The organism is Sulfitobacter sp. IGS-18, from assembly GCF_059628195.1.
In genome coordinates this window covers 2,140,435-2,163,701 of record NZ_CM184556.1, presented here as the reverse complement: position 1 = coordinate 2,163,701, position 23,267 = coordinate 2,140,435, and the positions used below count along the sequence as shown (strand labels likewise).

The window sequence follows — 23,267 nt, the reverse complement described above, 5'->3', positions numbered from 1 at the left end:
CAGCGCCCTGCGTGGGGCCAATTGGAACGACATGGTTAAGCAGAGCAAAATCACGCTGTCGGGCGTGCCCGAAGGCCATGATGCGCGGGCCCTGCTGGAGGAGGTCGCCAAAGGCGCTCCGGTGCTGCACATCGCCCGCGATGACAAGCGGATGGCGGCGATGCAGGCCGCACTTGCCTTTTTCGCGCCGGACATGCCGGTGGTCACCTTTCCGGGCTGGGATTGCCTGCCTTATGACCGGGTATCGCCTAATGCCGACATCTGTGCGCAACGCATGGCGACGCTGGCGGCCCTTGTGCACGGGATGCCCGACAAATTCGTCCTGCTGACCACGCTGAACGCCGCAACCCAGCGGGTGCCTGCGCGCAGCGTGCTGCGCGAGGCGGCCTTTTCCGCGCGGGTCGGCAGCCGCATTGACGAGGCCGCGCTGCGGGCCTTTCTGGTGCGCATGGGCTTTGTGCAAAGCCCCACGGTGACCGAACCGGGCGATTATGCCATCCGGGGCGGGATCATCGACATCTATCCGCCGGGTGATCTGGGCCCGGTGCGACTGGATTTCTTTGGCGATGTGCTGGACGGCGCGCGGCGGTTCGATCCGGCCAGCCAGCGCACCACCGACAAGCTGGAGGTGGTGGAGCTTGCCCCGGTGAGCGAGGTCATCCTCGACGAGGCGGCGATCACCCGGTTCCGGCAGAACTACCGGATCGAGTTCGGCGCGGCGGGCACGGATGACCCGCTTTACGAGGCGATCAGCGCGGGGCGCAAGCATCAGGGTGCGGAGCATTGGCTGCCCTTCTTCCACGAAAGCCTTGAGACGCTTTTCGACTATCTGCCGCAGGCCACGGTGACGATGGACGATCAGGTGACACCGGCGCGGCTGGCCCGCTGGGACAGCATCGCCGATCAATACGAGACCCGGCGCATCGCCATGTCGAACCGCTCGAAGATGGACAGCGTCTACAAGCCCGCGCCGCCGGAAGGGCTCTATCTGGACGACGAGGCCTGGCTGCTGGCGACGCAGGATCACCGGGTGATCCAGTTCATGCCGCTGCCGCAACCCACCGGGCCCGGCGTGCTGGACGCGGGCGCGCGGATCGGGCGCAGCTTTGCGCCGGAGCGGCAGCAGGAAGCGATCAGCCTGTTCGGCGCGCTGGCGGATCATATCCGCCGCAAGATGGCAGAAGGCCCGGTGCTGATCGCGAGCTATTCCGAAGGCGCGCGAGAACGTCTGACCGGGCTGATCGAGGACGAGGGCCTGGCAGAGGCGATCCCGGTCAGGAATGCCACCCGCATCGGCAAGCGCGGTCTGCATCTGGCGGTCTGGGCACTGGAATCCGGGTTCGAGGCGCCCTGGGAAGCGGCGGGGCCAGAGGGCCGCATCACGGTGATTTCCGAGCAGGATGTGCTGGGCGACCGGCTGATCCGCGCGCCGCGCCGCAAGCGCCGGGCGGAGAATTTCCTGACCGAGGCGCAAAGCCTGACGCCGGGTGATCTGATCGTCCATGTGGACCACGGCATCGGGCGCTATCAGGGCATGGAGGTGATCACTGCCGCCGGGGCCGCTCATGAATGCCTGCTGCTGGAATATGCCGAAGGATCAAAGCTTTATCTGCCGGTCGAGAACATCGAACTGCTGTCGAAATACGGCCATGAGGAAGGGCTGCTGGACAAGCTGGGCGGCGGTGCCTGGCAGTCCAAGAAGGCCAGGCTCAAGGAACGCATCCGCGAGATGGCGGACAAGCTGATCCGCATCGCGGCGGAACGCGCCTTGCGCAGGGCGCCGGTGCTGGAACCCCCCGTGGGCGCCTGGGACGCCTTCGCGGCGCGTTTCCCCTATACTGAGACCGACGACCAGCTGCGCGCAATCTCCGACGTTGTGGACGACATGACCAGCGGCAACCCGATGGACCGGCTGGTCTGTGGCGATGTCGGCTTTGGCAAGACCGAGGTGGCGATGCGCGCGGCCTTTGTCGCGGCGATGAGCGGCGTACAGGTGGCGGTCATTGCCCCCACGACGCTGCTGGCGCGCCAGCACTACAAGTCATTCTCCGAACGTTTCCGGGGCTTCCCGATCCAGGTGCGCACCCTCAGCCGCTTTGTGTCGGCGAAGGAGGCGGCGCTGACCCGTGACGGCATGGCCAAGGGCACCTGCGACATCGTGATCGGCACCCATGCGCTGCTGGCCAAGGGGATCAGGTTCAACAATCTCGGGCTGCTGATCATCGACGAGGAACAGCATTTCGGTGTCACCCACAAGGAACGGCTGAAGGCGCTGCGCACGGATATTCACGTGCTGACCCTGACCGCCACGCCGATCCCGCGCACGCTGCAGCTGTCGCTGACGGGGGTGCGCGACCTGTCGATCATCGGCACGCCGCCCGTCGACCGGCTGGCGATCCGCACCTATGTCAGCGAATTCGATATGGTTACCCTGCGCGAGGCATTGCTGCGCGAACATTACCGCGGCGGGCAATCGTTCTATGTGGTGCCGCGGGTGTCGGACCTGCCCGAGATCGAGGCTTTCCTCAAGGAACAGCTGCCGGAACTTACCTATGTGGTGGCGCATGGCCAGATGGCGGCGGGCGAGCTGGACGACCGGATGAACGCCTTTTACGACGGCAAGTTCGACATCCTGCTGGCGACGACCATCGTGGAATCCGGGCTGGATATTCCCACCGCCAACACGATGATCGTGCACCGCGCCGACATGTTCGGCCTGGCGCAGCTCTACCAGATCCGGGGGCGGGTCGGGCGCTCCAAGACCCGCGCCTATGCCTATCTGACCACCAAGCCGCGTGCGAAGCTCACCGCCACCGCAGAGAAACGCCTGCGGGTGCTGGGCAGCCTCGATACGCTGGGGGCGGGGTTCACGCTGGCCAGCCAGGATCTGGACATTCGCGGGGCGGGCAACCTGCTGGGCGAGGAGCAATCCGGCCAGATGCGCGATGTGGGGTTCGAGCTTTATCAATCCATGCTGGAAGAGGCGATTGCCAAGATCAAGGCAGGCGAGATGGAGGGGCTGTCGGAGGCGGACGAGCAATGGGCCCCGCAGATCAACCTCGGCGTGCCGGTGCTGATCCCGGAGGATTTCGTGCCGGACCTCGACGTGCGGCTGGGGCTTTACCGCCGGTTGTCCGGGCTGAGCACCAAGGTGGAACTGGAAGGTTTCGCCGCCGAGCTGATCGACCGTTTCGGCAAGCTGCCGCGCGAGGTCAACACGCTGATGCTGGTGGTGCGGATCAAGGCGATGTGCAAACGCGCCGGGATTGCCAAGCTGGACGGTGGCCCGAAGGGGGCGACGATCCAGTTCCACAACGACAAGTTTGCCTCTCCCGAGGGGCTGGTGGCCTTTATCCAGGACCAGCGCGGGCTGGCACGCGTCAAGGACAACAAGATTGTCGTGCGCCGCGACTGGAAATCCGAAGCCGACAAGATCAAGGGCGCCTTTGCCATTGCCCGTGACCTTGCCGAACATGTGATTGCCAAGGAAAAGAAGGTCAGGAAAGTGTCCTGACCCAGGGCGCAGCGGCAAGGGCGCCGGTCTTCAAGCGTGGCGGGTTATTCCGCCGGGGCGGCGAGGTCCACTTCGGAGCGTGTCAGCAGCAGCATCAGACCCCAGGCCGCGCAGGCCATGAGCAAGACGGAACCGAAGAGCAGCGACACATCGTCGGCAAACATCAGGGCAACCGGCGAGGCGATCAGCGCCGCCAGAATGGTCGATACCGATCCAATGACAGAGGCCGCCATGCCCGCCATATGGCCCATCGGCTCCATCGCGATGGCATTGAGGTTGCCAAGCGTCAGCCCGGCCTGTGCGAAGAGGCACAATTGCCAGAACAGGAAGGCCCCGAACCCCAGCACGCCACCGGCGCTGGCAAGGCCGGAGAAATACATGAACCCGGACAGCAGGATCTGTCCGAACAACGTCAGCCTGACCAGCCGCCGCATGCCCAGACGTTCGACCAGCAGCGCGTTCAGGATGCTGGAGGTGCCCGCGATCACGGCCACGGCGCCGAACCAATAGGGGAAAGTCTCTGCCCGGCCATAGACCTGGGCATAGACCGGCTGGATCAGCATCAGGGTGCAAAAGAACATGGCCATGGCCATGACCTGTACAATGATCGCCAGCCGCACCGTGCGATGTGTCATGATCTCGCGGATGGCATCGAGCAAAAGGCGCAGCCGCAGGGGGCGGCGGTCTTCGCTCCGCAAGGTCTCTGGCAGGCGGATCGCCATCCAGATCACGCTGATGGCCGAGAAGGCGACAAAGGCCAGGTAGATGCCGCGCCAGTCCGACAATTCGATGATCAGCGATCCCATGATCGGGGCCAGCGCCGGCACCAGGGTAAAGACCAGCATGATGAAAGAGACGATCTTGGCCATATCCCGGCCCGAGAAAAGATCGCGGACCACGGCAATCGCCACCACGCGCGGGCCGGAGGCGCCCAATCCCTGAAACACCCGCGCGACAAGCATCGCCTCAAGCGACTGGCTGGCCCAGGCCGCCATCGCGCCGATAATATAAAGCACCACCCCGCCAAAGATCACCGGACGACGGCCAAAGGCATCCGAAAGCGCGCCGGTCACCAATGTGCCCGCTCCCATGCCAAAGACAAAGGCGGTCAGGATCAGCGGCGCGCGATGCGCAAGTTCCGGTGACAGTTCGCGCGAGATTTCCGGCAGCGCGGGCAGCATCGCATCAATGGAAAACGCGATGGAGGCGAACATCATCGCGATCAGTCCGACAAACTCTGCCCTGTGGATTGTCAGTTCTTGCTTGGGCTTGTCCACACGGCACTCCAACGGGTGCGCCGAACAAAAAAACAGGCGCTTTCCGTCGTTTGGATAACCCATGGTTGCAGGTCAGACAACAACTTATAAAAACAGTCGTAAATTTTTCTAACGCTCAGGATGCCAGCCGCGTTTCTGCGCAAGAAAGTGTTGCTGATGTATTGGGCATTTCAAGCAGCTGAACGATGTCGCTCAACCCCTGCAGGTCGACAAAGGGGGGCACTTCGCCCAGTGCCAAGGCACCTGCATTGTAGTTCACGATATCGGTGCGCAGCTGGTCCCAGCAATCCTGCGCAATGACCCGCGACACAAAGCGCGCGCGTTCGAGCATCGCGCGCCGCTGGTGATAGGGCAAGGCGCAGCGGATGCCGCTGCGCAGACAAAGCGCATCGGTGGCGCAGCCCACGATCAGCTCTCTGCCAAGGCCGCCCAGATGGCGCAGCCTTGCGCTGGTTTGCGGCCCGATATCGTCAAAAACACCATATGTCAGCACCACCCGGCCGGGCACCTGGCCGATCATGCGCCGGTCCTCTGCACCGGGCCGGATTCCTTTAGCCAGATGGCATGAACAGGGCAGGGCCGGGGGAAGAATACCGGCTCTGCTGCCGCTTTTCCGCCCTCTTCAGAGGGGGGAAGAATGATGAAAGCCCTGCCTGAATGCCACACGGCATCGCGGTCCGGCGTCGCCTGGATGTCTGTCATTGTACCCGCTCAAACTGTTCTGATCAGGGGTCTGTGCCCCATTTGTGCCATCAGGTTAGGCCAGCGGGCGGGTGCTGGCAAAGCCCGTGTACCACATGGACACCGGATGTGGCCGATCTGCCATAGTCACGCGGAATCAGAATGTTGGCTTGGGGGCCAGAGTCCAGGGCCTAGAGCCCAGGGCCTAGCCGCCTTGCAGCTCTGCGATCACCTTTGCCCAAAGCTCGGGCGGCTGCGCGCCGGGAACCGCGTGCTGGTTCGCCACGATGAAGGTCGGAACCGAATTGATCCCCATCCGGCGGCTGTGGGCGTCGCGGTCCTGAATCGCCTTGCGGTCCTCGTCGGTCTGCAAAAGCCGGGTCACGACCCCTGCGTCCATCTCGATGCTGTCTGCGATATCGGCCAGCACCTCGGCATCGCCGATGTCGCGGGCCTCCACGAAATAGGCCTTGAACAGCGCGGAGACCGCCGCCGTCTGACGCCCTTCGATCCCGGCCCAATGGATCAGCCGGTGGGCATCCAGCGTGTTGGGCGTGCGTTTCATCTGCTCGAAGTTGATCGTCAGCCCGGCTTTCCGGGCATGATCCACGATCGGGGCATAGGCGCGCACCGCGCCCTCCTTGCCGCCGAATTTGTTCTCAAGATAGGCGCGCCGGTCCATGCCTTCGGCGGGCATATCCGGGTTCAGCTGAAACGGGTGCCATTCGATCACGAATGGATGGTCCGGATGGTCCAGCAGGGCCCGGTCAAGATGGGCTTTTCCGATATAGCACCAGGGGCAAATCGGGTCTGACATGATGTCAAGCTTGATCGGGTCCGGCATCTTTTCTGGCCTCAAATTCCGCGCGCAACCTGCGCCGCAAGAGCTTGCCATTGGCCCCGGTGGGCAGCGCGGCAAGGTGAATGTAAAGGCGCGGTTGCTTGTAGCGCGCCAGCGTTCGTTCCGCATAACGGGCCAGCGCCGCATCGTCCAGAGGGGCAGGCGCGGTGTAGAAGGCGGCGATCACGCTGACACCGGGTTTGACCTCGACTTCGGCGGCACCCACGCCGGTGACGCCGGGCGCATTGGCAAGCGCCGCCTCGACCTCCACCGGCGAGACCCGAAAGCCGCCCGCGTTCATCATGTCGTCGCGCCGCCCCAGATAGGTGATCTGCCCCTCCGCATCCATCACGCCCTGATCCCCGGTCAGGAACCAGTCGCCCTGAAACCGCGCGGCGGTCTGTTCCGGCGCGCCAAGGTAGCCCAGCATCAGGCCGGGATCGCTGCGGTGAATGGCAATGGTGCCCACTTCGCCGGTTGCGGCGGGGCCGGTTTCGGTCAGGATCGCCACCCGGCGTCCCGCCTGCGCGCGGCCCAATGCGCCGGGTGTCGCCGGATGGCCCGGGCAGCCGGAGATGAAGGTGGAACATTCCGACATGCCAAAGGCCTCGTAAACCGGGGTGCCGGTGGCTGCGGTCCAGGCGTCGCGCACAACCGGGTTCAGCTTTTCCCCCGCGCTCAGCCCGTGGCGCAACGCGGGCAGGGCGAGGTGGTCGCGCCCTTTCAGCATTTGCCGGTAGACCCCCGGGGCCGCCGCAAAGAGGGTTGCGCCATGCCGTGCCATCAGCTCGGGCAGATCTGCGGCCTGGGTGCCGGGCGCCGGGATCAGCGCAGTGGCGCCCATCGTCCAGGGATCCATCAGCCCGGTGCCAAGGGTAAAGGTCCAGTTGAACGCGCCCGCGTGCAGCATCCGGTCTTCCGGGCGCAGCCCGTACCAGCCGTCAAACATCATCTGCCGCGCCAGGATCGCACGATGCGCATGCATGACCGCCGTGGGCCTGCCGGAGGTGCCGGAGGTATAGATGATATAGCCCAGCCTGTCGGGATCGCCCAGATGCCAGTCTACCGGCGGCAGCGCCTGCATGGCGCGCAGATCGTCCACATCAATGCGCGAAGGATGCGGCGGGCAGGGGACATCGGGGTCGTGCAGGATGGCGGCAGGGCGCAGATCGGGCAGCAGCCGCGCCACTTCGCCCTCGGTCAGCGCCGTTGCGGTGGGCACCGGCACCAGCCCGGCGGCCAGCGCCCCCAGATAGGCGATCGGGAAGTCGGGCGTATTGCCCAGGCGCATCAGCACCACGTCGCCCGGCGCAAGGCCGGCAGCCCGCAATCCTGTGCCGGTGCCGCGGACCGCCCGGGTCAGCCGGTCAAAGGACCAGTCCTCGCTTGTGTCCGCCGAGAGCAGCGACAGTGCCACCTTGTCCGGCGTGGCAAGGCCTGCCCGCAGCACATGCTGCGCCAGATTGAAGTCTGTATATGCGGTTGTTCGTGCCATGCCACCGCGCTAGCCCAGCACGTGGCGCGTTGCAAGCACCGCCACGGGGCGCTAAAGCAGGGGGATGAGCCAGAACGCCAGCCTGATCGAGATTGCACGCGCCAGCGGTGAGCCGGAAATCACCCCGCCTCTGGATTTGGGCGCGCGCGTGCGGGAATTGCGCAAGGCGCGCGGCTGGACATTGGAACAGGCGGCAAAGCAGGCGGGTCTGGCCCGCTCCACCCTGTCAAAGATCGAAAACGGCCAGATGTCGCCCACCTATGAGGCGCTCAAGAAACTGGCCATCGGGCTTGAAATCTCGGTGCCGCAGCTTTTCACGCCACCTGCCGCGGAAAAGATCAATGGCCGCATGGTGCTCACCAAATCGGGCGAGGGGGCGGCCAAGGCCACCACCACATATGAGCATGAGTTGCTGGCCGAGAGCCTGCGCAAGAAACAGATGCTGCCCTACCGCGCGCGCATCCGGGCCCGCACGATGGAGGAATTCGACGGCTGGGTGCGCCATGACGGCGAGGAATTCCTTTACGTGCTGACCGGCGTGATCACGCTTTACACGGAATTTTACGAACCCGTGGAGATGCGCCGGGGCGACAGCGCCTATTACGATGCGGCCATGGGCCACAATGTGATCTCTACCTCTGCCGAGGATGCCACTATCCTTTGGGTGACCTCGCTGGTCTGACCTTTTTCAGGTGCCCAGATAGGTCTGTGGTTCGGGGCAAAGCTGCAAGCAGACTGGATGGCATGCGGCGCAGCCATGCAACCGGATCACCTGTCGTCGAACAGCGGGCGCAGGATGACATGGGCCAGAAACACCGCCGCGATCTGTGCCGCGATGAAAGCCGCGATATGGCCGGGATAGATGCCTGCAAAGGTATCGGAGAACCCGCGTGCAAAGGTCACCGCCGGATTGGCGAAACTGGTGGAGGCGGTGAACCAATAGGCGCCGGTGATATAAAGCGCGACCAGAACCGGCACCGCCTCTTCACGGTGTTTCAGCCCGCCGAAAATCACGAACAACAGGCCGAAGGTTGCGATGGCTTCGGAAAACCACTGCGCGGCACCGGTGCGGTGCATGGTCTGGCTGACCTGCAGCACCGGCAGGTCGAACATCAGATGTGCCACCCAGACCCCCAGCACGGCACCTGCCACCTGGGCGGCGACAAAGAGCGGGACTTCCCTGCCGGGCATCTGGCCCCGCAGGTAAAAGGCCAGAGTGACCGCCGGGTTGAAATGCGCGCCGGAAATCGGGCCCAGCACGGTGATGATGGCATAAAGCATGCATCCCGTGGCAATGGCATTGGCCAGCAGGGCGATGGCACTGTTTCCCTCGGCCAGCGAGGCGCCCATGATTCCGGAGCCGATGACAGCGACCAGCAGCATCGCGGTGCCCAGCCCCTCTGCGGCGAGGCGCCTCATGGCTGTGGACATGGCAGGAGGGGCCGGAAGGGCGCGGGGGGTGTTGCGAAAATATTCATGGCGCTGCGGTATCGCGAAGATGTTTCAATTTTGTGACGCATCCCACCACCAGACCTCTGGCATGTAATTCGGCCCGTCGCCGTAAAGCGGAATCCTGTCGGGGTATTTCATTTCGACCTTATGGGCGATCAACCCTTCGTCGAACTGCCAGAAGGGGATGACGTAGCGCCCCGCCGTCAGCAGCCGGTCGAGCGCGCGCACGGCATGGGTGAATTCATCCGCCCCGCGCGCGGTCAGCATCTTGTCGATCATCGCGTCGACGGCGGGGCTTTCGATCCCCATCATGTTGCCCGATCCGGGCACTGACGCCGCGTCAGACCCCCAGTAATACCGCTGTTCGGTGCCGGGGCTCAGCGACAGTGAGCGCCGGAAGGTGGTGATGTCGAAATCGAAAGTCTCAAGCCGCTTGTTCAGCTGGGCATTATCAACCACATCGACCGTTGCGGCGATCCCCAGCCGGGCAAGCGCCTGCACATAAAGATCGGCAATCTTGTCCGAACCGGCCACATCCAGCCTGCTGCCCTTGGACAGCAGGATATTCACCGTCAGCGGTTTGCCCGCCGCATCCCGCATCACCCCGTCCTGCGCCGAATACCCCGCCGCCTGCAATTGTTTCATCGCATGGCGAATGCCAGCCCGGTTGCGGGCTGATCCGTCCCCTTCGGGCAGCGCATAGCCGGTCAGCGCGCCCTCGGGCAGGGTGTCGCTGAAGGGTTTCAGCAGATCGGCCACCGGCGCCGGTGCAGGCCCGGGGCGCATCGCAAGTTCGGAATTCGAGAAATAGGAGGTGATGCGCGGCAGCCTGCCGCCGGTCAATGTCTCGCCGATATATTCAAAGTTGAAGGCCCAGATCAGCGCGTCGCGCACCCGCCAGTCGTCAAAGGGTGGTTTGCGCGTGTTCATCACGAATCCGGTCATGCCCGAGGGCTTGGCATGGGGGAACGTCGATTTCACGATCTCGCCGCGCTGGACAGCGGGAAAGTCGTATTGCGTGTCCCAGGTCTCGGCGTTGAATTCGCGCACCGCGGAAATCTCGCCTGCCTTGAAGGCTTCAAAGACAACATTGGCATCGCCGTAGAAGTCCAGCTTGATCTCGTCGAAATTGTTGGTGCCCCGGCGAAACGGAATATCTGCCCCCCAGTAATCGGGATTGCGCCGCAGGGTGACATAGCGGCTGGCCTGATAGTCGCTGATCACATAGGGCCCGCTGCCCAGCGGCACCTCCTGCAGGGGTGCATTGGCGAAATCCTTGCCCTCCCATTGTGCCTTGCTCAGGATCGGGCGGATGCCTGCCAGCAACGACAATTCGCGGTTGTCGGTGTTGAAGGTGATGCGCAGCGACCGGGGGCCGGTCTGTTCGATGCTTTCGATCTGTTTCCAGAAGTCCCGGTAGCGCGGGTGGCCTTCCGTTCCCAGAAGTTCGAAGGAAAAGATGACATCCTCGACCGTCACCGGGGTGCCGTCAGAGAATCGGGCCTCCTCGCGCAGGGTGAAGGCGACCCAGGAACGGTCCTCCGGCACCTCCACTGATTCGGCCAGCAGACCGTAAAGTGTGAAAGGTTCGTCCAGGGACCGGCCCATCAGCGTCTCATGGGTGAAGAACGGCAATTGCCAGGGGATAGAGCCCTTGAGGACATATGGATTGAGGCTGTCGAAGCTGCCGGAATTCCCCAGTACGATCCGCCCGCCCTTGGGCGCATCCGGGTTCACGTAAGGCAGGGACACAAAATCGGGTGGTAGGGCGGGTTCGCCGTACATAGATATCCCGTGCTGCGGTTCCGCGCCCGCCGGGGCGGCACAGAGAATCAGTGAAGAAAACGCCGCAACCGCCCAAGCTTTCTGGAAAAAATGAATCACCATTTTCTGCACAATCTCGCACTGCCCTTATTTTGTTAGGGCCTTGCATAGCTGGGCTTGGAGGGCACTTCAAACTTAATGCTTGGCCTGAGGCGCGAGATTGCTTATACATAGGGCACTGCTCGATAGGTTTCTTGCCTGTATGAAACCTGCCTCAATAACTTAACGCCAGCTTCGTGCTGGCGTTTTTTTTTGGCCGCGCCCGGTGCCGGGCAAATTGCGGCGGGCGCGGCGCTTTGCCCGTGAAAACCCCCGGGGCCAGATAGCTTGTCCTGGGCCATCGACCGGCATCACCCGGTGTTTCAGCTTTCCCCCGGACGCGCTATGCAAGGGGAAAGATTATTCTGCCCGGCGCGTTCACTTTGCAGGTGCAGCGCGGCATGATGCGGCGCAGCATCCAACTTCAGGAGATTTCACCATGGCCTATACAATCGACCTTTCCGGCAAGACCGCCGTGATCACCGGTTCCAATTCCGGCATCGGGCTGGGCATTGCCTGGGAACTGGCGCGGGCAGGGGCGGACATCGTGCTCAATTCCTTTACCGACAACGCCGAAGACCACGATCTGGCCAAACAGATCGCGGCGGAGACCGGGGTCACCGCGCGTTACATCCGGGCGGATATGTCCAAGGCCGACCAATGCCGCCAGCTGATCACCGAGGCGGGGCGTTGCGATATTCTGGTCAACAACGCGGGCATTCAGCATGTGGCGCCGATTCCGGATTTCCCGGTCGAGAAATGGGACGCGATCATCGCGATCAACCTCAGCTCTGCCTTTCACACCACCGCCATGGCGCTGCCGATGATGCGCAAGGCCGGCTGGGGCCGGGTGATCAACATCGCCTCTGCCCACGGGCTGACGGCCTCGCCCTTCAAATCCGCCTATGTGGCGGCAAAACACGGCATCGTCGGCCTGACCAAGACCACGGCGCTGGAAACCGCGCAGGATCCGATCACCGCCAATACCATCTGCCCGGGCTATGTGCTGACCCCGCTGGTCGAAGCGCAGATTCCCGACACGATGAAGGAATACGACATGTCCCGCGAGGATGTGATCAAGAACGTGATGCTGCAACGACAGCCCAGCAAGGAATTCGCAACGGTCGAACAGCTGGGCGGGACCACCACCTTCCTGTGCTCTGACGCGGCCGCGCAGATCACCGGGACAGCGATCAGCGTGGACGGTGGCTGGACCGCAATTTGATGGCAGCCGGGAAAAAACGGATCAATCTGGCGCTTCAGGGCGGCGGCGCGCATGGTGCCTTTACCTGGGGCGTGCTGGACCGGCTCCTGCAGGAGCCGGACCTGGAAATCTGCGGCATTTCCGGAACCTCTGCCGGGGCGTTGAATGGTGCGGCGGTGAAAGCCGGTTTCGTTGCCGGGGGTGCCGAAGGTGCGCGGGAAAACCTGGCATGGCTCTGGCGGCAGGTGTCGGGCATGCAGGATCTGCGGATGCAGAGCTGGATGGCCCCTTTCGGCATCGCCGCCGTCAGCCAGGCGCTGGAATATTCATGGCCGGTTGCCATGGCGGATGCGGTGTCGAATGTGACCTCGCCCTATGCCTATGGCCCGTTCTACCGCAATCCGCTGACCGATATTGTGACCAGGCTGGATTACGACAAGGTCTGCAATGGCATAGCGCCGCAGCTTTTCATCTGTGCGACGCGGGTGCGGAACGGCAAGATCAGGGTGTTCTCGGGCGATGAGATCGGGCCGGAGGCGATCATGGCCTCCGCCTGCCTGCCCACGGTGTTCCAGGCGGTGGAAATGCACGACACGGAAACTGGCCAGATGGAGGCATTCTGGGATGGCGGATACACCGGAAATCCGGCTCTTTTTCCATTGTTTGACAAGGGGTTGCCGGACGACGTTCTGGTGATCAACATCAACCCGCTGGAACGGCACGACCTGCCGCGCACACCAAAGCAGATCCAGAACCGGATCAATGAGATCAGCTTCAATTCAAGCCTGCTGAGGGAGCTGCGCGCGATTGAATTTGTCCAGCGCCTGCTCGACAGCGGCAAGATCCCCGAAGGCTCGATGAGCCGGATCAGGGTGCATATGGTGGCCGACGACAACCTGATGGAAAAATTGTCCGTGGCCACCAAGCTGGTGCCGCTGCCCGCTGTGATCGCGACCCTTTTCGAAGCGGGTCAAGCTGCGGCGGAGGGGTTCCTTGACGCGCATAAGGAGAAGATCGGTGTGGAAAGCAGCGTGAACCTTCCGGAGATGTTTGGCTAGGGTCAGGACCCATTAATCCTGCACCGCCAGCGGCAATTTCACGAAATTTCAGTGGTTTGGGTCGTGCCGCCAATAGTGGTTCTATTTGCAAGCGGCCCAAGATGCTGAAATGAAGTGAAATCGCCGCCCTGCGGGTTTGACGGATTTTCCCGATGTCTGCGGTGCATCTATTTGAAATAGAACCACTATTCCTGCACAGATGCTTCTTGTCAGCGGAAAAATCTGTCAAACTGGCGGTGCAGGATTAATGGGTCCTGACCCTAGTAGCCCGAGGGGGGCGGAGTTTTTAAAAACTCCGGACCGTTTTCTTTGAAGAAAACGGCGTTACGCGCAATGTGAACTGATATTTTTTACAGCAGCTTGGCGCAGACCCTTGACGTTGCTCAGTCGCGGGACACCGGTGCGATGTCCAGAATGTCGCCCTGTTCTGCCCGGTCGCTGGGATAGACCAGCCCGGCCGAAATCACCAGTTTCGCGGCATCTTCCACCGTCATGTCCAGTTCGATCACATCCTTCTTGGGAAAGAACAGCAGAAAGCCCGAGGTGGGGTTGGGCGTGGTGGGCACAAAGACGCTGATCATCTCGTCCGAAGGGTCCGATTTTTCAGCCACTTCGCCCTTGGCCGTGGTCGAGATAAAGCCAAGCGCCCAGATGCCCCTGCGGGGATATTCGATCAGGCAGGCAGTTTCGAAGCTGCGTTCGGACTGGGCAAAGATCGTCTCGGATATCTGTTTGATCCCGGAGTATATGGTGCGCACAACTGGGGTCCGCTCCACCAGGCTTTCGGCAAAGCGGATCAGCGACCGGCCGATGATGCCCTTGGCCATCCAGCCGACGATGATGGTGAACACCAGAAAGATGACAACCCCGAGCCCGCGCACGTTGATCTGAACGGAAGGATCCAGGCCAAGGAAATCCTGCAGCATCCGGTCGGGGTGATAGGCCTTGGGCACCAGCGGCAGCACAAAGCCGTCGATCCAGCCGACAACGGTCCAGATCAGCCAGATGGTCAGCCCGACAGGTGCGATCACCACAAGGCCGGTCAGGAAGGACGCGCGCAGGCGCGCCACCAGTCCGGGGCGGCGGGGTTCGGATGTATCAAGATCAAAAGGCGTGTTCATGGGCAGTCCCGGCAAGATCGCGATATAGCTAAGACCTTTGCCTGCTTGCCACAATGGCAAGCAATCCATTTCCGCTTCATTTCAGGCGCTTTGCCTGGCAATTATGCGGGTGCTTTCACGATTACTGCGGCAATGCGGGCTGCAAGGCGGGCATTGTTGCGCACCAGGGCGATATTGGCAGTCAGCGAGCGGCCCTCGGTCAGTTCGAAAATGCGTTGCAGCAGGTAGGGCGTGACGGATTTGCCGCTGATCCCATGGGCGGTGGCATCGGCCTGCGCCTTGGCGATCACCGGCGCCATCTCTGCCGCCGGGATTTCATCTGCCGCGGGAATCGGGTTTGCCACCAGCTGTCCGCCCGGCAGGCCCAGTGCCGCGCGCATCCGGTGCGCCGCTGCGATCCGGGCCGGATCATCCATGCGCAGCGGTGCCTTGAGCGGCGACGAGGCCGACCAGAAGGCCGGAAAACTGTCCTGACCAAAGGCGATCACCGGCACGCCCTGGGTTTCCAGCACTTCCAGCGTCTTTGCCACATCCAGAATCGCCTTGGCCCCGGCCGCCACAACTGTCACCGGGGTCTGCGCCAGTTCCATCAGGTCGGCAGAGATGTCAAAGCTGTTTTCGGCCCCCTTGTGCACGCCGCCGATCCCGCCGGTGGCAAAGACCGCGATTCCCGCCAGATGTGCCGCGATCATGGTGGCGGCAACCGTGGTGGCCCCGGTGCCGCCGCGCGCGATGCAAACGGCAAGGTCCGCGCGGCTGAGCTTGGCCACATTGGTCGCCTTTGCCAGGGCTTCCAGCTGTTCGGGTTCCAACCCGATGTGCAATTGCCCCTCGATGACCGCGATGGTGGCGGGGACGGCGCCGGCCCCGCGAATGTCGTCTTCGACCTGCCGGGCGACCTCCAGGTTCTGGGGGTGTGGCATGCCATGGGTGATGATGGTGCTTTCCAGCGCCACGATGGGCGTGCCTTTGTCGCGGGCCCGGGCAACTTCGGCGCTGAGGATCAGGGGCAGGGTCATATGCGGGTTTCTCCGGAAACGTAAAGGGCGGTGGCCTCCAGCGCGCGGTGCAGGGCTTGCTCGGCGCGGATGCCGCTGCGTTCGGCTGCGATATGGGCGGCCATGAATGTATCGCCCGCGCCGGTGACGCGGGTCACATGGACGGGCGGCGGGGTCTCGGTCAGCATGCTGTCAGGGTCGGCCACGGTGGCGGGTTTGCTGCCATCGGTGACCACCACGCGGGCGGCGCCCCGCGTCAGCAGGCCCGTCGCCGCGGCGCGGGAATCGGCAAATTCGGCCTGGCAGAGCAGGCCTGCTTCCTCAAGGTTCACATAGAGCGTCCCGCGACCGGCCTTCACAAATGGGCCAAGGCGCAGTGCCTTGCCGGGCGAGGCGGGGGCGACGCGCAGGTCGGCCCGGGCCAGCAACGGGCTTTCGGCCATCTGGCTCAGCAGGTCGATGGTCAGGTTGCCGTCCAGCGCCACGGCGCCGGTAAAGGGCTGCGGCAGGCGGCCATCGGACAGGGGCCCGAGGATCTTGTCGCCTGCGGCTTCCAGCGAATGGGCATCCGCGATGGCCGCGATCAGCCCGTTGGCCCCTTCGACCGCCATGTAACGGTCGGTCGGCAGATCGTCGGAGCGGTAGATGAAATCGGTGATCAGGCCGCGCACGGCGCAGGCGGTGATCAGTTCATCCCCCTCCGGGTCGCGGCCCACTGCCGACAGCAGGGCGGGGGCCAGCCCGAAACGCGACAGCGCCATGCCGATGTTCAGCGCCACGCCGCCGGGCAGGCGGGTGATCCGCCCCGGCATGTCAGAGCCTTGCCGCATGGATTGATCGGAGCGGCCGATGATGTCCCACAGGACAGAGCCGATGCACAGGATATCAGGGGGATGCGATGCCGTCATGATGTTGCTTTACCCGTGCCCGAGGTGGGGGCGCAAGCCATGTCATTGCGGCACTTCGAAGGTGAGCGCGGCCCAGAGCGTTTCCCAGACCGGCGCGTTTTCGGTTTCGCCCGCATCGGCGGCCTCGCGCAGGGTCACGGCGTCAAAGAGATAGGCATGCCCCGGCGTAACGGGGATCTCGGCAAGCCCCTCGGTGTCGGTCCGGTGCAGGGTGATGGTCACGCTGTCGTCGGGTGCACGGTCGAAGACCTCCACCTGCGCATCCGCGCGCGGTGCGCCGTCATAGGTCAGGCTGACCTGCATGGTGCCGTCGAATCCGGGGTCATAGGGGTTGGTCAGCGCAGTGAATTCCGTGGCCATCCCGACAGCTTGATCCGCGCCCGCGCCGCTGCCCACGGCGATCAGCGCCTTGACGTGCCGGGTATAGCGCTCGCGGAGCCTTTCCTTGCTCCAGCCCCTTTGTTCGTGGAGGGCGACGGCATCCCTGAAATCCTTGTGTTTGGTGAATTTCACAAACTTGTCCCAATCGGTATAGGTCACGTATTGCGGTGTGGTTTCATGCACCACCACCAGCAGCCCGTCGTCGATGGGGGCGGGGATGTTCAGGGCGGGGCGGTCGCCCGCGCGGGGCTTGAGCGGCGTGCGGACACCATCCGCCACCATGGCATAACGCTCTGTGCTTTTGTCGAAGAAAGACAGGGTGTTGCCCACGAATTCCTGTCCATTCTTGAAATCCCCCACTACGGTTCCGCCATTATCGACTTGATAATCATGCGGTTCGATCCAGAATTCATGGGACAGGGCGGGCGACAAAGGCACCGCGCCAAGGGTAACAAGTAAAAACAGACGGGACAGATACATGCAAAAGACTTTCACCGGGTTGATATCAAAGCTGTTGTTGGTGGCGCTTTTGTCAAGCCTGTTCCTTCTTGGCGGGCAGCGCGCGGGGGCGCATGAGCTGCAGCCGACCATTGGCGATCTGAGCGTCGAGGACGGCACCATCGAACTGGTGCTGCACATCAATCTTGAGGCATTTCTGGCCGGGATCGACCTGGACGCGGTGGATGACACCAATGATGCCGCCAATGCCGAAGACTATGATGCGCTGCGCGCGCTCTCCAGCGAGGAGATCATTGCCCGTGTCCCCGGCCTGCTTGAGCGGTGGAATGCTTTGCCCTTGCTCAGCACGGATGGCGCGCCGGTGGCGCTGAGCACCGCCTCTGTCACCATGCCTCAGGATGTGGACATCGAACTGTCCCGCATCTCCGATTGGACGCTGACCGCGCCGGTCGATCCGCGCGCCGAGGTTGTGCAGGTTCGCTGGCCGGAAGGCGGCGGGGCCATGGTGCTGCGCCAGCAGGGGGTGGAAGACCCTTACACCGGCTATCTTGACGGGGGCGAAACCAGCCCGGAGATCACCTTGCAGGGCGGTGCGGAACAGACCGGCCTTGGTACTTTTGTCGGCTATGTCCCGGTTGGATTCGACCACATCCTGCCCAAGGGGCTGGACCATATCCTGTTCGTGCTTGGCCTGTTCTTTCTGTCCATCCACCTGCGGCCGCTGGTCTGGCAGGTCTCTGCATTCACGCTGGCGCATACGGTCACGCTGGCGCTGGGCGCGCTGGGGCTGGTCAATGTGCCGGGCGCCATCGTGGAGCCGCTGATTGCCGCTTCAATCGTCTATGTCGCTGTCGAGAATATCTTTTTCCACCGCCTCAGCCGCTGGCGACCAATGGTGATCTTTGGCTTCGGGCTGCTGCACGGGCTGGGTTTTGCCTCGGTCCTGGGCGATTTCGGCCTGCCGCCGGGGCATTTCGTGCCGGCGCTGATCGGCTTCAACATCGGGGTGGAACTGGGTCAGCTGACCGTGATCGCGATGGCTGCAATCCTGCTGTGGCTGGCGGTCGGGGCCGCGCGCAAGGCCCATCTGGAAGGCCAGGAAGAACTGGTGACCGAATACCCGGTGATGTTCCGCGCCGTCTCGGTCACAGGATCGCTGCTGATCGCGATCATCGGGGCCTATTGGGTGGTAGAGCGGGTGTTTCTCTAGTCTCTGGATACCGGCAAGCTGCACCCACCCTTCGGGGTGGGCGCGACGCTTGCCTCAGACCATCGCCCGGATCAGCGTGGCAAGGGTGGCAGCGGGATCTTCGGTGGACCAGATCTCGTCGCCGATGCCGAAAAAGTCGGTATAGGGGGCCAGGGTGCGGATCATCTCTGCGTCCAGCGCCCCTTCCGCGACGACGGGCACTTCGATCACTTCGGACCACCACTGGAACAGCTCGGTCTCTGCGTGGCTGCCATCGCCCAGGGCGGAGGCCTGCGCCGGGCCGAAGCTGACGTAATCCGCGCCTGCTTCGCCTGCGGCCATGCCATCGTGTTTGGAGGGGCCGCAGTAGCTGCCCACGATGGCGTCTTCGCCCAGTTCCTTGCGGGCATAGCGGACCGACCGCGCGGCATCCGACAGGTGCACGCCATCAAGGCCCAGCCGTTCGACCATCAGCAGATGATCCGAAATCACCAGCGCCACGTCGCGGGCATGGGTCACCTCGCGCAGCGCGTCGGCGGCGCGCGCAACGCGGTCTTCGTTCTTGCTGGACAGGGCCAGGCGGACACAGGCCACGGGATGCGCATCAAGAACGGAACCCAGCAGGGCCGGAAAACTGCCCAGTTCGATTTCGGGTGGGGTGATCAGATAGATCTGCGGCTGTTCGGGGGTGTCCATGGGCACGGTCCTTTGCGGTCTTTGGCGGTCTGCGTACCCCAAGCGGCGGGGAAATGAAAACCTTTCTTGCGGGCCTGGTGGACCGGCGGTAAGAGGCGGCATGACCCGCCCTGTGAGCCTTCCGAAAATTCCGGCCTTTGTCCTTGTGCGTCCGCAGATGGGCGAGAACATCGGCGCGGCGGCCCGCGCCATGTGGAACTTCGGTCTGGACCATATGCGCATCGTGGCACCGCGCGATGGCTGGCCGAACCCTGCGGCGGTGGCCATGGCATCAGGCGCGGGGCGGCTGCTGGACGAGGCGCGGCTTTGCCCTGATCTGCCGGATGCCCTGGCGGATTGCGATTTCGTGCTGGCGACCACGGCGCGCGGCCGCGATATGACCAAGCCGGTCTTCGCGCCCGAGGCGGCAATGGCGGAGGCGGCGAAACGGATCGCCCGGGGCGAGCGGGTTGCGGTGCTGTTCGGCCCGGAACGCGCGGGGCTTGAGAACGAGGATGTGGCGCGGGCCAATGCCATTGTTTCGGTCCCGGTGAACCCGGCGTTTGCATCGCTGAACCTGGCGCAATGTGTCTTGCTGATGGGCTATGAATGGATGCGCGCCACGGGCTCTGTCACCGATGTGACCACCGAAATGGCAGGCACGGACTGGGCCAGCGGCCAGGAGATCGAGCATCTGGCGGCGCATTACGAGGAACGGCTTGAGGAGGCGGGGTTCTTTTTCCCCGCGCATAAGGTCGCCTCGATGAAGCTGAACCTGCGCAACATGTGGTCGCGGATGCCGATGACGCGGGCGGATGTGCAAATGATGCACGGGATGATGCGGCAGATGGTGCGCTGGAAGGATCGGGGCAAGTAAGGTGCGGGCTGCTGCGGCAGTGCGCGATTGCCCGAAATCCGACATGCCTGAGAGGTGCGGTGGCTTTGGCATGCACCCTCGTTGGCAAAGACGCGTAGCCGATGAGCACCCCCATCGAATTGTGAGCGCCTTGCGAAAAGCGCTGCCCCGTCGAAACGCCACACACCGCACGCAGATGATTGCTGCGACAGGAGCCGCGACAATTGGCGAAGGCGTCAAAAGGTGAAGACATGTCATTTATGACATGTCTTCGATGACCTGTCATAAATGACATGTCAGCAGTTTCGGCACGGCACAGGCCTCGGACATGACGGGGTGCAAGGGCGAAGATCACGTCGGGATCAAACCCTGTGCAGGCCCGGCGGACCGCGCTGCCGCAGGCGTCGGCTGTGCCATTGCCAGGACGATGCCAAGCTTGCCCGCACCGTCGCCGATACCTTTCCCGCCCGGAACCATCCCATGGGTGCGACACTGCGCGCCCGGACAGGTGGTTTGCCGCACTGGACCTCTGTCGCGCCGTGACCTACCAAGGCGGTACTTCAAGACCGAGGCAGGATATGGCTGAAAAACGCAAGTTGTTCGAAGAAGTGGCCGAGACCGGCACCACGAGGCCGCAGACCCAGGCAGGTGTGATCGACCGGGGCAGGGGCGCTGGCCGCCGCGCGATGCGGATCTGGCTGATGATCCTCTTCGCGCTGGTCTTCATCATGATCGCGGTGGGCGGCATGACCCGGCTCACGGATTCCGGCCTGTCGATCACCGAATGGCGCCCCGTGACCGGCGCGCTGCCCCCCATGAGCGAGGCGCATTGGCAGTCGGAGTTCGAGAAATACCAGGCCATCGACGAATTCCAGGTGCAGAACGCCTGGATGGAACTGGCTGATTTCAAACGGATCTACTGGTGGGAATGGGGCCACCGTCAGCTGGGCCGGGTGATCGGGCTGGTCTGGGCGCTTGGCTTTGGCTGGTTCGCCCTGCGCCGGCAGGTTCCGGCGGGCTGGCATGGCCGGCTGTTGCTGCTGGGCGCGCTTGGCGGTGCGCAGGGGGCGATCGGCTGGTGGATGGTCTCTTCCGGCGTGACCAGCGGTGAAGGGGTCACGGATGTGGCCAGTTACCGGCTCGCGACGCATCTTGGCCTCGCCTTTGTCATCATGGGGTTCATCACCTGGTACATCCTGATGCTGGGCCGGTCGGAGCGCGACCTGATGCAGGCGCGCCGGACCAGGGAGGCAAAACAATTCGGCATGGCCACGGGGCTGCTGCATCTTGCGTTCGTGCAGATCCTGCTGGGCGCCCTGGTCGCCGGGATCGACGCGGGCCGCTACTTCATCGACTGGCCGCTGATGCAGGGGCAGTTCTTTCCGCCCGAGGCCTTTGACCTTACCCCGGTCTGGCGGAATTTCTTTGAGAATGCGGGGCTGGTGCAGTTCATCCACCGCATGACCGGCTATCTGCTGGCCGTCTTCGGAATTGTCGTCTGGCTGCGCGGACGCCGCTCTGCCCATGCCACCACCCGTTTCGCCTTCAACGCCGTGATGGCGGCACTGGCCCTGCAGATTGCATTGGGTATCACCACCGTGCTTTACGCGGCGCCCGTCCATATTGCCCTGGCGCATCAGGCGCTTGCAGTGGTCCTGTGGGTGCTGATCCTGCGCGCCCGGTTCCTGAGCGCCTATCCCGTCGCGACATCCCTGAGAGGAAAATGACCATGACAGCCTATGATGACCTGATGGCGTACCAGCGCGAAACCGAAGCCCTGTCGCAGGTGGCCGGCAGGCTGGGCTGGGATCAGGAAACCATGATGCCGCGCGGCGCAGCACCGCAACGGGCCGAGGAAATGGCCGCGATGGAATCGGTGCTGCACGCCCGCCGCGTCGATCCCCGCCTGGGCGACTGGCTGGCAGAGATCGAGGACAGCGCGCTGGATGATGTGGGCCGCGCCAACCTGCGCCACATCCGCCGCAGCTTTGAACGCGCCAGCAAGGTGCCCGCCCAGCTGGCGGCACGGATCGCCCGCGTCACCTCCGAAGCGCAGGGCATCTGGGCCGAGGCGCGGGCTGCGGATGACTTTGCCGCATTTGCCCCCACGCTGACCGAGGTCATCGCGCTGAAACGCGAAGAGGGGCAGGCGCTGGCCCTGGGCGGGGATGTCTATGATGCCATGTTGCAGGATTATGAGCCCGGCACCACGGGGGCGGAAATTGCCGGGATGTTCGGCGCGCTGCGCCCGGAACTGAGCGAGCTGCGCGCGGCGGTCCGCGCCGCCAAGGCTCCGCCGAAGCTGACGGGCACATTTGACGAGGCGGCGCAGATGAAACTGACCCGCCATCTGGCCAAGACCTTTGGCTATGACATGTCCATGGGCCGGGTGGACAAGGCGGTGCATCCGTTTTCCTCCGGCTCCGGTCTGGACGTCCGGATCACCACGCGGACCAATGAGACGGACCCGTTCAACTGTTTTTATTCCACGATTCACGAGGTCGGCCATGCCGCCTATGAACAGGGGATCGACCGGGCCTATCTGCTGACCCCGCTGGGCCGCGGCGTGTCGATGGGGGTGCACGAAAGCCAGAGCCGGATCTACGAGAACCAGATCGGCCGCAGCCGCGCCTTTACCGCCTGGCTGTTTGGCGAGATGAAAGAGGTGTTCGGCGATTTCGGCATTCCCGATGCCGAAACCTTCTACAGGGTCGTGAACCGGGTGTCCGACGGTTTTATCCGCACCGAAGCGGATGAGCTGCAATATAATCTGCATGTGCTGATGCGGTTCGACCTGGAACGCGCGCTGGTGGCGCATGACCTGCAGGTACAGGACCTGGAAGCGGCCTGGAACGATCGATTCGAGGCCGATTTCGGCTTTCCGGTCGACAAGCCGTCGAACGGTGTACTGCAGGATGTGCATTGGTCTGTGGGTCTGCTGGGCTATTTCCCGACCTATTCGCTGGGCAATGTCTATGCCGGATGCCTGAACGAGGCGATGCGGGCTGCGGTTCCCGGTCTGGACGACCAATTGGCGCAAGGGGATACCAGCACCGCAACCGCCTGGCTGCGCGACAATGTACAAAGCCACGGCGGGCTGCTGGAACCGCGCGATGTCATCGCCCGGGCAACGGGAAAACCGCCATCCGAGTCGCCGCTTCTGGGCTATTTGCGGAGCAAATTTACCGAGATTTACGAATTGTAGCGGGCAATGAGCATTTTTTCGCCAATGTTCTCCTGTTTTTTGTGCGATTTTTTTGTATCAGCAGGTGCAAAATGCCGATGAATGCGATAC

The 23,267-nt window shown here is 63.4% G+C and carries 19 protein-coding genes; 8 read left to right on the top strand and 11 right to left on the bottom strand.

Annotated features, from left to right (window positions below):
• Positions 1-31 precede the first annotated feature (31 nt).
• Positions 32-3,514 (top strand): transcription-repair coupling factor, encoded by a 3,483-nt coding sequence (gene mfd, locus ACWNZ3_RS10470; RefSeq protein ID WP_496899903.1) that lies wholly within the window; start codon positions 32-34, stop codon positions 3,512-3,514.
• A gap of 44 nt (positions 3,515-3,558) precedes the next feature.
• Here mfd and ACWNZ3_RS10465 read toward each other — a convergent pair whose 3' ends face one another.
• The 4 genes from ACWNZ3_RS10465 to ACWNZ3_RS10450 all read right to left on the bottom strand — a co-directional run bounded on the left by ACWNZ3_RS10465 (position 3,559) and on the right by ACWNZ3_RS10450 (position 7,808).
• Complete coding sequence (locus tag ACWNZ3_RS10465) at positions 3,559-4,791, bottom strand: MFS transporter (RefSeq protein WP_274575530.1); 1,233 nt, start codon at positions 4,789-4,791, stop codon at positions 3,559-3,561.
• Between the two features lie 115 nt (positions 4,792-4,906).
• Positions 4,907-5,311, bottom strand: coding sequence for an adenylyltransferase/cytidyltransferase family protein (locus tag ACWNZ3_RS10460; protein ID WP_496899902.1), 405 nt, complete (start codon positions 5,309-5,311; stop codon positions 4,907-4,909).
• Between the two features lie 366 nt (positions 5,312-5,677).
• Positions 5,678-6,316, bottom strand: a complete 639-nt coding sequence (locus ACWNZ3_RS10455; protein ID WP_496899901.1) for a DsbA family oxidoreductase — start codon at positions 6,314-6,316, stop codon at positions 5,678-5,680.
• Entirely contained in the window at positions 6,294-7,808 is a 1,515-nt protein-coding gene (locus ACWNZ3_RS10450) for a class I adenylate-forming enzyme family protein (protein ID WP_496899900.1), read from the bottom strand. The genes ACWNZ3_RS10455 and ACWNZ3_RS10450 overlap by 23 nt, the downstream gene beginning before the upstream one ends.
• 64 nt (positions 7,809-7,872) lie before the next feature.
• Here ACWNZ3_RS10450 and ACWNZ3_RS10445 point away from each other — a divergent pair, with 64 nt between their 5' ends.
• On the top strand, positions 7,873-8,490 hold the full coding sequence (locus ACWNZ3_RS10445; RefSeq protein ID WP_496899899.1) for a helix-turn-helix domain-containing protein: 618 nt from the start codon (positions 7,873-7,875) through the stop codon (positions 8,488-8,490).
• 86 nt (positions 8,491-8,576) lie between these two features.
• On the opposite strand, the gene ACWNZ3_RS10440 is transcribed toward ACWNZ3_RS10445, so the two are convergent.
• Entirely contained in the window at positions 8,577-9,227 is a 651-nt protein-coding gene (locus tag ACWNZ3_RS10440) for an aquaporin (protein ID WP_269361925.1), read from the bottom strand.
• 84 nt (positions 9,228-9,311) lie between these two features.
• The gene (locus ACWNZ3_RS10435) at positions 9,312-11,045 is read right to left on the bottom strand and encodes an extracellular solute-binding protein (protein ID WP_331284221.1); all 1,734 of its coding nucleotides are present in this window, start codon (positions 11,043-11,045) and stop codon (positions 9,312-9,314) included.
• A 529-nt stretch (positions 11,046-11,574) separates the two neighbouring features.
• Between ACWNZ3_RS10435 and ACWNZ3_RS10430 the strand changes: the two genes are divergently transcribed.
• Together ACWNZ3_RS10430 and ACWNZ3_RS10425 are read left to right on the top strand one after the other, a co-directional pair.
• Positions 11,575-12,348: a 3-hydroxybutyrate dehydrogenase gene (locus tag ACWNZ3_RS10430; protein WP_496901901.1), complete on the top strand. Its 774-nt coding sequence runs from the start codon at positions 11,575-11,577 to the stop codon at positions 12,346-12,348.
• A complete protein-coding gene (locus ACWNZ3_RS10425) occupies positions 12,348-13,385 on the top strand; it encodes a patatin-like phospholipase family protein (RefSeq protein WP_496899898.1) in 1,038 nt (345 codons plus the stop codon). Before ACWNZ3_RS10430 ends, ACWNZ3_RS10425 begins: the two co-directional genes overlap by 1 nt.
• Positions 13,386-13,768: 383 nt before the next feature.
• Here the strand turns inward: ACWNZ3_RS10425 and ACWNZ3_RS10420 are convergent, their stop codons facing one another.
• The 4 genes from ACWNZ3_RS10420 to ACWNZ3_RS10405 form a co-directional block, all read right to left on the bottom strand.
• On the bottom strand, positions 13,769-14,506 hold the full coding sequence (locus ACWNZ3_RS10420) for a DUF502 domain-containing protein (protein WP_269361933.1): 738 nt from the start codon (positions 14,504-14,506) through the stop codon (positions 13,769-13,771).
• A gap of 101 nt (positions 14,507-14,607) precedes the next feature.
• On the bottom strand, positions 14,608-15,525 hold the full coding sequence (locus ACWNZ3_RS10415) for a pseudouridine-5'-phosphate glycosidase (protein ID WP_496899897.1): 918 nt from the start codon (positions 15,523-15,525) through the stop codon (positions 14,608-14,610).
• A complete protein-coding gene (locus ACWNZ3_RS10410; RefSeq protein ID WP_269361934.1) occupies positions 15,522-16,412 on the bottom strand; it encodes a PfkB family carbohydrate kinase in 891 nt (296 codons plus the stop codon). The genes ACWNZ3_RS10415 and ACWNZ3_RS10410 overlap by 4 nt, the downstream gene beginning before the upstream one ends.
• A 42-nt stretch (positions 16,413-16,454) precedes the next feature.
• Positions 16,455-17,273, bottom strand: coding sequence for a DUF4198 domain-containing protein (locus ACWNZ3_RS10405; protein ID WP_269361936.1), 819 nt, complete (start codon positions 17,271-17,273; stop codon positions 16,455-16,457).
• Between ACWNZ3_RS10405 and ACWNZ3_RS10400 the strand changes: the two genes are divergently transcribed.
• Positions 17,272-18,462: a HupE/UreJ family protein gene (locus tag ACWNZ3_RS10400; protein WP_269361938.1), complete on the top strand. Its 1,191-nt coding sequence runs from the start codon at positions 17,272-17,274 to the stop codon at positions 18,460-18,462. The two genes, ACWNZ3_RS10405 and ACWNZ3_RS10400, sit on opposite strands and share 2 nt — an antisense overlap.
• 54 nt (positions 18,463-18,516) lie before the next feature.
• On the opposite strand, the gene ACWNZ3_RS10395 is transcribed toward ACWNZ3_RS10400, so the two are convergent.
• Positions 18,517-19,137 carry a thiamine phosphate synthase gene (locus ACWNZ3_RS10395; RefSeq protein ID WP_114277248.1) on the bottom strand — a complete coding sequence of 207 codons (621 nt, stop codon included), beginning with the start codon at positions 19,135-19,137 and terminating at the stop codon, positions 18,517-18,519.
• A 100-nt stretch (positions 19,138-19,237) separates the two neighbouring features.
• On the opposite strand from ACWNZ3_RS10395, the gene ACWNZ3_RS10390 reads away from it, so the two are divergent.
• The 3 genes from ACWNZ3_RS10390 (at position 19,238) to ACWNZ3_RS10380 (ending at position 23,177) form a co-directional block, all read left to right on the top strand.
• Positions 19,238-19,993, top strand: a complete 756-nt coding sequence (locus ACWNZ3_RS10390) for an RNA methyltransferase (protein WP_269361940.1) — start codon at positions 19,238-19,240, stop codon at positions 19,991-19,993.
• Positions 19,994-20,550: 557 nt separating this feature from the next.
• A complete protein-coding gene (gene ctaA, locus ACWNZ3_RS10385) occupies positions 20,551-21,699 on the top strand; it encodes a heme A synthase (protein WP_496899896.1) in 1,149 nt (382 codons plus the stop codon).
• A gap of 2 nt (positions 21,700-21,701) precedes the next feature.
• A complete protein-coding gene (locus ACWNZ3_RS10380; RefSeq protein ID WP_496899895.1) occupies positions 21,702-23,177 on the top strand; it encodes a carboxypeptidase M32 in 1,476 nt (491 codons plus the stop codon).
• Positions 23,178-23,267 lie beyond the last annotated feature (90 nt).